Source organism: Zobellella sp. DQSA1, from assembly GCF_041950555.1.
GTDB lineage: Bacteria > Pseudomonadota > Gammaproteobacteria > Enterobacterales > Aeromonadaceae > Oceanimonas.
On the sequence record NZ_CP169531.1, the window covers coordinates 4,190,025 to 4,201,419 of the forward strand.

The 11,395-nt window shown below is 58.5% G+C and carries 13 protein-coding genes; 1 reads left to right on the forward strand and 12 read right to left on the reverse strand.

Going from position 1 to position 11,395, the window contains the following annotated elements; translation table 11 throughout:
• The first annotated feature begins 11 nt into the window (after window positions 1-11).
• Window positions 12-935 carry a LysR family transcriptional regulator gene (locus tag ACEVBK_RS19860; protein ID WP_375056594.1) on the forward strand — a complete coding sequence of 308 codons (924 nt, stop codon included), beginning with the start codon at window positions 12-14 and terminating at the stop codon, window positions 933-935.
• A gap of 366 nt (window positions 936-1,301) precedes the next feature.
• On the opposite strand, the gene ACEVBK_RS19865 is transcribed toward ACEVBK_RS19860, so the two are convergent.
• From ACEVBK_RS19865 to azu, 12 genes are all read right to left on the reverse strand, one after another.
• Window positions 1,302-2,621, reverse strand: coding sequence for a type II toxin-antitoxin system HipA family toxin (locus ACEVBK_RS19865; RefSeq protein ID WP_375056595.1), 1,320 nt, complete (start codon window positions 2,619-2,621; stop codon window positions 1,302-1,304).
• Window positions 2,621-2,881 carry a helix-turn-helix domain-containing protein gene (locus tag ACEVBK_RS19870; protein ID WP_375056596.1) on the reverse strand — a complete coding sequence of 87 codons (261 nt, stop codon included), beginning with the start codon at window positions 2,879-2,881 and terminating at the stop codon, window positions 2,621-2,623. The genes ACEVBK_RS19865 and ACEVBK_RS19870 overlap by 1 nt, the downstream gene beginning before the upstream one ends.
• 249 nt (window positions 2,882-3,130) lie before the next feature.
• Window positions 3,131-4,090 (reverse strand): site-specific integrase, encoded by a 960-nt coding sequence (locus tag ACEVBK_RS19875; RefSeq protein WP_375056597.1) that lies wholly within the window; start codon window positions 4,088-4,090, stop codon window positions 3,131-3,133.
• A gap of 151 nt (window positions 4,091-4,241) precedes the next feature.
• Window positions 4,242-5,603 (reverse strand): tRNA uridine-5-carboxymethylaminomethyl(34) synthesis GTPase MnmE, encoded by a 1,362-nt coding sequence (gene mnmE / locus ACEVBK_RS19880; protein ID WP_375056598.1) that lies wholly within the window; start codon window positions 5,601-5,603, stop codon window positions 4,242-4,244.
• Between the two features lie 78 nt (window positions 5,604-5,681).
• Window positions 5,682-7,343 (reverse strand): membrane protein insertase YidC, encoded by a 1,662-nt coding sequence (gene yidC / locus ACEVBK_RS19885; protein WP_375056599.1) that lies wholly within the window; start codon window positions 7,341-7,343, stop codon window positions 5,682-5,684.
• Window positions 7,344-7,346: 3 nt separating this feature from the next.
• A complete protein-coding gene (gene yidD / locus ACEVBK_RS19890) occupies window positions 7,347-7,595 on the reverse strand; it encodes a membrane protein insertion efficiency factor YidD (RefSeq protein WP_375056600.1) in 249 nt (82 codons plus the stop codon).
• Entirely contained in the window at window positions 7,556-7,918 is a 363-nt protein-coding gene (gene rnpA, locus ACEVBK_RS19895) for a ribonuclease P protein component (RefSeq protein ID WP_375056601.1), read from the reverse strand. Before rnpA ends, yidD begins: the two co-directional genes overlap by 40 nt.
• Complete coding sequence (gene rpmH / locus ACEVBK_RS19900) at window positions 7,918-8,052, reverse strand: 50S ribosomal protein L34 (protein ID WP_082633349.1); 135 nt, start codon at window positions 8,050-8,052, stop codon at window positions 7,918-7,920. The genes rnpA and rpmH overlap by 1 nt, the downstream gene beginning before the upstream one ends.
• Window positions 8,053-8,307: 255 nt before the next feature.
• A complete protein-coding gene (locus tag ACEVBK_RS19905) occupies window positions 8,308-9,048 on the reverse strand; it encodes an amino acid ABC transporter ATP-binding protein (protein WP_375056602.1) in 741 nt (246 codons plus the stop codon).
• 7 nt (window positions 9,049-9,055) lie between these two features.
• Window positions 9,056-9,721 (reverse strand): amino acid ABC transporter permease, encoded by a 666-nt coding sequence (locus tag ACEVBK_RS19910; RefSeq protein WP_375056603.1) that lies wholly within the window; start codon window positions 9,719-9,721, stop codon window positions 9,056-9,058.
• A gap of 2 nt (window positions 9,722-9,723) precedes the next feature.
• Entirely contained in the window at window positions 9,724-10,482 is a 759-nt protein-coding gene (locus tag ACEVBK_RS19915) for an amino acid ABC transporter substrate-binding protein (RefSeq protein WP_375056604.1), read from the reverse strand.
• Between the two features lie 203 nt (window positions 10,483-10,685).
• The gene (azu, locus tag ACEVBK_RS19920) at window positions 10,686-11,138 is read right to left on the reverse strand and encodes an azurin (protein WP_375056605.1); all 453 of its coding nucleotides are present in this window, start codon (window positions 11,136-11,138) and stop codon (window positions 10,686-10,688) included.
• Between the last annotated feature and the right edge of the window lie 257 nt (window positions 11,139-11,395).

Genomic DNA, 11,395 nt, shown 5'->3' on the forward strand with positions numbered 1-11,395 from the left:
TAATAAAAACGATGAATGCTGACATATATTGTGAGCAAAATTCACAGAACAAGGGTGCCAGGCTGCCCTCTTTGGCCGCGTTGCGTTGTTTCGAGGCGGCGGCCGGCACCGAGAGCTTCAGCCGCGCCGCCGACCGGTTGAACCTGACCCATGGCGCCATCAGCCGGGCGGTGCGGCTGCTGGAGGACGAACTGGGCGTGGCCCTGTTCGAGCGGAGGGGGCGACGGGTGTTTTTGACCGACGCCGGTCGCAAGCTGGCCGAGGCGGTGCGGCAGGGATTCGGCGTGATTGCCGCGACCACGCGGGAACTGCGCGAGTGGGGGCAGAACAGGCCGCTGACCATCTCTTGCGAACCCACTTTGCTGATGCGCTGGCTTATCCCGCGCCTGCCGCAGTTCCAGGTGCTGCATCCCGATGTATCGGTACAGCTGGTGGCCGGTGGCGGTCCCATCGGGTTCGACAGTGGCATCGACCTGGCCATAAGACGCAACGATTTCGACTGGCCAGCCCACTACCATGCGGTGCGGCTGTTTGACGAACGTACCGGCCCCGTGTGCCGAGCCGATCGGATAGCGGATTTCATCCGGAAGGATGAAGGCGGATCAGCATCTCTTCGTCCGGATATCACTCGCCTCCATTCCCGCACCCGTCCCGAGGCTTGGGCGAACTGGTGGCGGGACATTGGCGAAGATAGCGACGAGGCGCCCGAGCAGGTATTCGAGCATTTCTATTTCAGCCTGCAGGCGGCGATAGCGGGCATTGGCGTCGCCATCGGGCCCTGGTCGCTGGTATGCGACGATATCAACAGCGGCATCCTGGCCGCGCCATTCGGGTTTCGTGCCGACGGCAGCGGTTATTATCTGCTGGCACCCAAAGCGTTCGGGCAGAGCAGTTCTCAGGGGTATTTTCAGCGGTGGCTGCATACCCTGATATAAACAGGCAGCCAGGTTGGGTATTCTCTTGTTCACTTGCCGATACAGAATGTAAAGATATCTTTTTATTCAATAGGTTAGTGACTTTTCGGGGGCCTCCCGGGGTAAAGGTAACTAAAACAGTATCTTGAGAGGTCGATCACGGGGTTTCCGTTACCGTGCAGCGTTCCCATATAGTCCATCCTCGATCGTGCAGTCCACCCATATGAAGCTGTGAGAGGTCATCTCACGCAATCAAAACCGCTTTTTTTGGGGGGGGGTGAACATATTTTGAGCTTGGTACCAGGTAAACTGCTTTTACGCGTCGAACAGTGCAAGGTTCCCAGATATCAGCCCAAGGTATGCGTGCAGCTGCCCCATATGCGGCATTTAATCCCAGCCCATTGTCAGACGCGCCGAGCGGGCCTTTAGGCCACTGATAATGGCGTCGCGAATGGTGGTAGGAAAGTCTCTAGGTAGCTGTGTTGTCACGCGCTCAATAACGGCATCAACGGCGCCTGCCAGTTCTGTCAGGATCCCTTCCATGGCGGAGCGCTCGAATCCCACTGCTTTGGCCGTTTGGAAGAAGTGGCGTGGGAATATCTGCTCAATGGCGTACTTCTTACCCTTGCTGCTTGTCAGGCCCATAGCGAGCTTGGCGTCCCTTCGGTTGAGGCCTCGGCCGCCAAACACCGGGTAGACAGACAGGATGTCGTAAAAAGGTGTCAGGCGAAAACGCCCTTGTGGCTCAATGAACACTGAAAAGTTCTTGGCGTGGCCATCGGTTGCTGCTAGCAGCCAGAACAATACTTGTGCCTTCATGAAGTGGTAGCGATCCTGCTCTGCGTTGGCTGATCCCAGCAGGTAGTGCATTATCTCGCTGATCCCAGGGCCACCCTGGTTTTCGTATTTCCGTGCTGACGGAACATTCAGCACTTGGCAAAAATCTTCCTGGGGCAGCCGCATTATCCAACTACCGTCCGAGGCATACCGGCGGTCAAAACGTTCCACGGCCAAGGCTTTGATGTCATCAAAGCGCACCATAAAGCAATGAGGGACCGGTAAACCGAACTCTTTTGCCAGCAGGGTGCAGAGAAATTCGTTTTCGACGCTGTCTGACAAATCGAGGTTGTATGAGTGGCTCTCTATCTTGCCGATAGGCAACTTGAGGATATGGGTTGTGGGCGTGGTGCCTTTGGGTTGGCACCAGCGGCCGTCTTTGAACAGCAGTGCGGTTTTTTCCTGGGCTCCTGCCAAGGAGATACGAAAGTCCTCAATGTCCTCAATCATGCCCAAAGGGGCGCCAGCCTTGTAGCCGGTGAGTATCTTGGCTAGCTCTTGGTCAGACAGCGCTTTATAGTCGATGGTGCGAATGTCACCCGGCGCGGCACCTTTGGGTAGAAGCTGTAGCGCCCCTACGGTGTCTGCGCCGATCCGGGCCAAAAGGTCGAAGGGCTGGGTTGAGTCGGCGTGATAGCGGGCGAGGATTCGGCTTCTGATCTCCGGATTGTCTGGTAACAGGTTATCGAAGAAGTTGTAGGCTTCATCACCTCGATAAGGCTGTCGCCGCAAGGGCATGGAGAGAGATATGGGGCGGCTTCCAGGCTGATGAAGCCAGGTATCAGCGTATTGGAATGCATGGGCGCCGGTGCCAGCACGGCTGAAAACACCCACCTTATAGCCATTCATGTAGACATCCAGGTCAGCCATTACCACTCCTCTTTCCAGCTATCAGGGCTTTGGGTGTCGCTGCCTTGGCTGCCTTTGGGTTTCACTTCCAGCTCCAGATTCAGTGCTGACAGGATCTTGAAGAAGGTTTCCAGCTTTGTAGTTCCCGGCTGGAGCTCAAAGTTGGATACAGTGTCCTGGCGGATCCCCACCTTGTTAGCCACTTTTCCTTGGGAAAGATCTTCAGATAGACGCACATCTCGCAGGTAGGCGCTGAGCTGCTTGGCATTGGTGATCTTCATGTCACGGCACCCTGTTAACTGAATGTCTCCAATTTACACGCTTAAGCAGGTAAATCAAATTTTACACGCTATAGAGTGTGAAACTGTTTATATACGTTATGGCGTGTAATTTCGCTGTTACCTGCCATAGAGGGTAGCGGTTCAACTGATACCCAACCCAAAAGTCGCTTTTGGGTGAGCTCGCCCGTTGAGGATTGCGCGAGCGATCAAAAAGCCACCTGTTGGTACTGTTTGAGTGGGCTAATGGTGTTAAAAGGGTATACCCGCCTGTAGTGCCCAGCGGGTGAGCTCCATGTTGTGCCAAGCCGAGTATTTCAACCCCTTGAAGATGCGCTCTATTACCTTGCCTGGGCGCCCCATCAGCTGCATCGCCATGTCATTCAGATCCAGGTATTGCAGGCCGCTGGCCTTCTTCTGGGTGAAGACGATACAGTAGTGACCATAGAAAGGCTCCAGCTCAGCCCAAGTTAGCTTATGAATGTCGGACCAGCGCAAGCCAGTGCAGCAGGAGAACAGAAAGGCGCGCTTAAGAACCTCGTAGCGGCACTCGGCCTGGGCCAGGGCCCGTACTTCGTCTTCGGTCAGGTAAACGCGCTTGTTCTTCTCCCCCTGGATAGCTTTGACACGTCGTACCGGATTATCTGGTAGCAGCCGCTCCTGCTCTGCCTGGTTCAGGGCAGCTCTTAACTTGTTGAAATAGGCGCTCTGGGTGTTGCGGCTCAGTGGTGTGTTGCTTTTGGTGCGAGCTTTGTGCATCAGGTAGTGCCGAAACCCCTCCAGGAACAGCTGATCTACCTCCTCGAAAGTCAGCTCCGGCAGTTTATGGAACTGGCGCAAATGCTTGAGGGTAGACACCCAGATGGAGTGGTTGCTCTTGCTGCCTGCCGCCTTTTGGTCGGTCACTTCCTGGAAGTACTCGAAGAAGCTGGCCTTATGGGCATTCGAGAAATCCAGGTGGTGTTTGCCGGTCTCGTATTCGAATAGCCGCTTGGCGCGGATGGCTCCGGCTGCCCGCTGGGTTTCTTTGTTGTGGAGCCTCTGTGCCGGGGTACGCGGCTTGTCGTACAGGAAGAGATCCAGGGCCTCTCTGCTGCGTTTGTGCTTGCGGATGCCCGTGGCGGGATCAAGGTAGGAGCCGGCGTAGTAGGTTAAGCGCAGCGCGCGCTTGCCTTCGGCGTCTGGTTCGCGGATTTCGATGCTGATCTTCATGAGTGTCCCCCGAGAGGTTACTTCGGGGTACTCTCGGGGTAAATTCTCACGAAACAAGATCAGGCAAGAACAGCCAGTAAAAAACAAAGTCCAATATTTACAATATTTTATGTTCTCACTGGCTGCTTTTTATTGCTGATTTTTCACCACATTACTTGCCGATACAGAAGCTCGAAAAAATTCGTCCCAGCAGGTCGTCGGAGCTGAATGCGCCGGTGATCTGGCCGAGCTGCTCCTGGGCCAGGCGCAACTCTTCCGCCACCAGTTCACCGGCCATGTACACCTCGAGCTGCTCTTTGGCCATGATCAGGTGCTGGTCGGCGTGGTGCAGGGCGTCCAGGTGGCGGCGGCGGGCGCTGAAGCCGCCCTCGGTGCCGCTCTGGTAGCCCATGCAGGCCTTGAGGTGTTCCTTGAGGGCGTCGATGCCGAGGCCGGTCTTGGCGGAAATGGGGTAGACCGGGTGTTCGCCGTCGCTCACCACGGTAAGCGCCTCGCCGCTCAGATCCGCCTTGTTGCGCACCACCGTCAGCCCGATGTGGGCGGGCAGGCGGTCGACGAAGTCGGGCCAGATTTCGCGCGGGTGCAGGGCGTTGGTGGTGGTGCCGTCCACCATGAACAGGATGCGGTCGGCCTGCTCGATTTCGCTCCAGGCCCGCTCGATGCCGATGCGCTCCACCGCGTCGGTGGCCTCGCGCAGGCCGGCGGTGTCGATGACGTGCAGCGGCATGCCGTCGATATGGATGTACTCCCGCAGCACGTCGCGGGTGGTGCCGGCGATGTCGGTGACGATGGCCGACTCCTTGCCGGCCAGGGCGTTGAGCAGGCTGGACTTGCCGGCGTTGGGCCGGCCGGCGATCACCACCTTCATGCCTTCGCGCATGATGGCGCCCTGGCGGGCCTGGCGGCGCACCTCGGCCAGCCGGTCCATGATGCCGTACAGCTCGCCGGCGATCTTGCCGTCGGAGAGGAAGTCCACCTCCTCGTCGGGAAAGTCGATGGCCGCTTCCACGTAGATGCGCAGGTTAATCAGTGCGTCCACCAGGCCGTGGATATGGGCCGAGAATTCGCCCTGCAGCGAGTGCAGCGCCGAGCGGGCGGCCTGCTCGCTGGAGGCTTCGATCAAATCCGCGATGGCCTCGGCCTGGGCCAGGTCCAGCTTGTCGTTGAGGAAGGCGCGTTCGCTGAACTCGCCGGCCCGGGCCGGACGCAGGCCGGGCAGGGCCAGGATGCGGCGCACCAGCATGTCCAGCACCACGGGGCCGCCGTGGCCCTGCAGTTCGAGTACGTCTTCGCCGGTGAAGCTGTGGGGGCCCTTGAACAGCAGGGCGATGCCCTGGTCCAGCACCTGGCCCTGCTCGTCCTGGAACGGCAGGTAGTCGGCATGGCGCACCCTGGGCACCTTGCCGAGCACGGCCTGGGCTACGGCCTCGGCCCGGGAGCCTGAGACCCGGATGATTCCTACGCCGCCGCGTCCGGGGGCGGTGGCCTGGGCGACGATGGTTTCGTTAGACATGCATGACTCCACAACAACAAAAAAGGCGGCCTTCAGGCCGCCTAGTGTATTGGTTTAACGTCTGTCGGGCCAGTGGCCTCAGGACGCGGCCTTGCTGTGCAGGCCTTTCTTCTCCAGCTGGCGGAAGATGAACCACTGCTGGACTATGGTGACCACGTTGCTCACCAGCCAGTACAGGGTCAGGCCGGCGGGGAACCACAGGAAGAAGAAGGTGAAGATGATCGGCATGAACTGCATCACCTTCTGCTGCATCGGGTCGGTGATGGTGGTCGGGCTCATCTTCTGGATCACGAACATGCTGGCGCCCATCAGGATGGGCAGCACGAAGTAGGGGTCGCGCACCGACAGATCGTCAATCCACAGGAAGAAGGGCGCATGGCGCAGCTCCACCGATTCCATCAGTACCCAGTACAGGGCGATGAAGATTGGCATCTGTACCAGGATGGGCAGGCAGCCGCCCAGCGGGTTGACCTTCTCCTTCTTGTACAGCTCCATCATGCCCTGGGACATCTTCTGGCGGTCGTCGCCGTAGCGCTCACGCAGGGCCACCAGCTTGGGCTGCAGCATGCGCATCTTGGCCATGGAGGTGTACTGGGCCTTGGTCAGCGGATACATCAGGCCACGTACCACGAAGGTGGTGAGGATGATGGCCAGGCCCCAGTTGACGGCGAAACTCTGCAGGAACTGCAGCAGCTTGAACAGCGGTTGGGCGATGAACCACAGCCAGCCGTAGTCCACGGTCAGATCCAGGTTGGAGGCAACGGCGGCCATTTCGTCCTGCAGTTTGGGGCCCAGCCACAGTTTGGCGGAGAGGCTCTGCTCGGCGCCCGGTGCTACCGTTACCAGCGGCGCCTTGAAGCCGATGATGGCCTGGCCCAGGTTGTTCAGGGCCACGGTGTACAGCTGGTTCTGCTCGTTTTCCGGGGCGATCCAGGCACTGACGAAGTAGTGCTGCAGCATGCTGACCCAGCCGCCTTCGGTGGTCTGGTTCAGGTTGGCTTCACGCACTTTCTTGAAGTCATACTTGCTGTAGCGGGTTTCGCTGCTGGAGTAGGCGGGACCGCGATAGGCGGCGGCCATCAACATGCCGCTGCCCTTGGCGTCGGGGTCGTTCTCGCTCTGCTTGAGCTGGCCATAGAGCTGGGCCTGTACCGGCTCGGCGCTCTGGTTGTCGATCCGGTAACCCACTTCCACTACATGCTCATTGCGCTTGAGGGTGAAAGTCTTGGTGAATACCACGCCGTTGTCGTTGGTGAAGCTCATGGGCACGGTCAGGCTGTCCTGGCCGTCCGCCAGCTGGTAGCTGGTCTGCTCCACATGGTAGACGGGACGGCCGTCGGCACGGCCATCCGGGCCGTCACGACCGATAAGGCCGCTCTGGGCCACGTGTACGAAGTTGGCGCTGTTGCTCAGCAGCACGAATTTCTCGTCGGAGTCCAGGGTGCGGTCGTGCTCGAGCAGTTCGGCCCGCACTATGTCGCCACCCTGGGTGTCCACGGTCAGCATGAGCGAGTCGGAGCCGATGGTCACCAGGCGGCGGCTGGCGGCCACCGGTGCTTCACCGCTGGGAATTTCGCCACTGGCCTGATCCGACTCGGGGATGAAGCTTTCTTCGCCGAGGCTGGTCTGGGTACTTTGCGCCGTTTCTGGCTGGGGCGCCTTGTCCGTTTGCCACTGTTGCCAGATGAGGAAGCTCACCAGCAGCAGTGCGATAAGAAGTATATTGCGTTGAGATTCCATAGTTTAGTTTCTTCGCTTGGGTTGCGGGACCGGATCGTGGCCGCTTGGACCTAAAGGGTGGCATTTTAATAGACGTTTGGCGGTTAACCAACCGCCTTTTAAAAAACCGTGGAGCCGGATGGCTTCAATGGCGTATTGCGAACAGGTGGGAGTGAAGCGGCACCTGGGTCCGAGCAGGGGGCTGATAACCAATTGGTAAAGGCGGATAAGGCCTATGCTGAGCCATTGCAGCGGCGAGAAAGAGTGCGCCATAGTCTATCCAGCAGCTCGAACAGTTCGTCATTGGGCACATCCCCTATGCCTTGCTTGGCGATCACTACGATGTCAACGGCGGGCAGCTGGTGTTGCTTGAGGCGGAAAGACTCACGCACCACGCGTTTGACCCGGTTGCGCCAAACGGCTCGCTTGAGCGCTTTCTTGGGCACGGCAAGTCCCAGTCGGGGGTGACCCGATTCGTTGGGTTTGGCAAGCAAAGTGAGATGGGGAGAAGCGGCTCTGACGGGGTTGTCGAAGACGTTTTTGAATTGTGCGGGAGTTAACAGACGTAACTCCCGTGGAAAGGCATGCCTGGCCATTAGGCGCTCAGACGGGCACGACCTTTGGCGCGGCGGCTGGCCAGTACTTTACGGCCGTTTTTAGTGGCCATACGAGCACGGAAACCGTGGCTGCGCTTGCGCTTCAAATTTGAAGGTTGAAAAGTGCGTTTCATAGTTATTACCGCTGTGTCAGTTTACTGTACAGTTTGACCGCTATGCCGGATAACGCCTGAGCACCACCCGAAACGGCCCCACAAAAGAGGCCGAATTCTAAACAGTTAAGTGCTTGGCGTCAATCGACATAGCATGAATCTCGAAACGGCATTGCCGCATGCTGGCCTTGCCGGATCGATCCCGGATCCATAAAGATCGCGGGGCCTGGATTATACAGGGCCCCACGGGCTTGGCAACCAAAAGCGCAGCCGGATTCAGGCACTCGGCAAGACCTTGCGCAAAAAGGCACGGGTGCGAGGATCCTGGGGATTGGTCAGCAGGGTTGCAGGGGGGCCCTGCTCCACGATGCGGCCACCGTCCATGAAGATCACCCGATCCGCCACGTCCCGGGCGAAGCCGATCTCGTGGGTAACCACCACCATGGTCTGGTGTGCCAGGGCCAGTTTTTTCATCAGCCCCAGTACTTCATCCACCCATTCCGGATCCAGCGCCGAGGTAGGCTCGTCGAACAGCATCACCTTGGCATGGCTGGCCATGGCCCGGCCGATACCTACCCGCTGCTGCTGTCCGCCGGACAGGGAGGAGGGATAGGCGTCGGCCTTGTCCGCCAGGCCGATATCGCCGAGGATGCGCATGGCCTCGGCCTGCGCCTCTGCCCTGGTTTTCTTCCACACGGTGATCAACCCCTCGGCGATATTGTCGCGGGCGGTCTTGTTGGCGAACAGGGCGTAGTTCTGGAACACGAAAGACGTGCGTTTGCGCAGCGCTATGGCCTGCTTGCCGCTGTGCCTGGCCAGGTCGATACGGAAGCCGTCGATCTCCAGGGTGCCGGCCTCGGGGGTTTCCAGCAGGTTGAGGCAGCGCAGCAGGGTGGATTTACCGGTGCCCGACGGCCCCAGTATCACCACTATCTCGCCTTTGTCGATCTCCAGGTCGATGCCATTCAACACCGTCTGCCCGTTGTAGATCTTGGTCAGGTTATGCAGTTTGATCATGGTGCCCCTAGTATGCCGAGTTCAGGCGCCGCTCCAGCCGCGTCTGCAAATGGGTGAAGAACACCACTACCGCCCAGTAGATCAGCGCCACCGCGATAAAGGCTTCGAAGAACTTGAAGCTGCTGGAAGCTTCCTTCTGGGCCGACGCCATGATCTCGGCCACACCCAGGGTGAAGGCCAGGGAGGTGCTCTTGATCATGTCGATGAAGTAGTTCATCAGCGACGGGGTGGCGATGCGTGCCGCCTGGGGCAGAATGATGCGCTGCATGGCCTGGCCGCGGGTCATGCCGATACTCATGGCCGCTTCCATCTGGCTCTTGTGGATACCGAGGATGGCGGCCCGGATCGACTCGGCCATGTAGGCGGCAAAGTGCAGGGTCAGGCCGATGACGGCGGCGGTAAAGGCGTTCATGCCGATGAAGATCGGCATAATCTGCGGCAGCCCGTAGTACAGCAGGAACAGCTGTACCAGCAGCGGGGTACCGCGGAAGAAGGAGATGAACAGCTTGGCCAGGGCGTTGAGCCCCGGCGGCTGAAAGGTTCTGACCACCGCCAGTACCACGGCGATGATCAGGGCGAACACAAAGCCCAGCAGCGCCATTTCCATGGTGGTGCCCAGATACTTGAGCAGAATGGGAAACAGCGCCAGGGTATAGTCGAGGTCGAATTGCATGCTTATTTACTGGTGACGTCCGCGCCCAGCCACTTTTCGGAGATCTGCGCCAGGGTGCCGTCGGCACGCATCTCGGCCAGAGCGGTGTTCACTTCGGCCATCAGCGCCTGTTGTTCCGGCTTCTTCACGAAGGGGAAGGCGTTTTCCATGGTTTCGAAGGGGTGGCCGGCCAGCTGCAGCGGCAACCCGGCTTCCTTGATCAATTGTGCAGAGCCGACCCTGTCCATCACGAAGGCATCGATCCGGCCCAGGGCCACGTCCTGCTCCAGGTTGGTTTCGTAGGTGATGACATTGATCTCGTTGTTGGTGTCGTGCTTGCGCATCAGTTGCTCGAAGTTGGAGCCCAGGTTGACGGCCACCTTCTTGCCCTTCAGATCTTCCAGGCCCTGAATGCTGTCGTTGCCCTTGCGCACCACTATCTGGGCACCGTCGTAGACATAAGCATCGGCAAAGTCGTATTTTTCCAGGCGCTCGGGGGTGACGGTGATCTGGTTGGAGATGGTGTCGATACGACCGGTTTCCAGCATGCCGAACAGACCGGAGAAGTTGGTGGTCACAAACTCCACCTCCCGCTCGATGCGCTTGCCGATCTCGTTCCAGACGTCGACTTCAAAGCCCTGCAGTTTGTCCTGCTGCACGAAGGTGAAGGGGAAGTAACGGCCGGACATGCCGACTTTGACCGGATCGGTCGCCATGGCCGGGGTAACCAGGGTGGTGGACAGGGCGAGGGCGGCGCCCAGCAGCTTGATCTGCTTCAACATGGGATTCTCCAGTATAAGAATAAAGCGCTGATGCTAAGGGAAATCAGGGTTGGAAATAAACCGCTAATTTCTTCTATTGATATCACGACGATTAAATATAGAACGGGTTTGGGCTGGGATCTTGTCCGGCTTGAGGGGCGGAATCAGGGGATAAAAGTGGTGCCGCTACCCAAAAAGCGCCGGCAGAGCGGCGCTTGGGAAGGTTACTCGGTGATCTTGAAGCTGCCTTTCATGACACCGATATGGCCGGGGAAGGAGCAGAAAAAGCTGTAGTCTTCCGCGCTGCTCAGGTTGGCGGTACTGAAGCTGATGGTGCTGCTTTCGCCGCCCCCTATCATGTCGGTGTGGGCAAGGACACGTTCATCGTCTGCCGGCAGGTAGCCGTTGTCGGCACCGGCGGCAATACCGTCGGTGGCAATGGCCTGCATGTCCGCCGTTTTGCTCAGTACCCAGTTGTGGCCCATGATGTTTTTGGCCAGGTTGCCGCTGTGGTGCAGGGTCAGGGTTACTTCCTGGCAACTGGCGGGTACGCTCAGTTCCTGCTGGTCGAACTGCATGGCATCGTTGCCGTCGATGGTCAGGGTGCATTCATCCGCCAGCGCGGGGAGGGTGGCGGAAAACAGAATGAGTCCTGCCAAATAGTGTGTCTTATTCATGCCTTTCTCCTTGTGTTTTAGGTAGCGACGCCGCCGGCTCAAGGCGGCGATGAGCCTTAACAGGCTACTATGAAATAAAATTGATAACCATTATCAAATTTGATTTGCGGGAATGATTTACCCTGGTTGCCGGTTGATAGGGACCGGATCCGCAGCACTTTATTTCACCGGTTACGCCATCATCATGATGTGGGTAGCTTGTTTATAAAGTGGAGGATCCTGTGTATGAGGCTGTGATGATCCGGCATAAGTCAAGG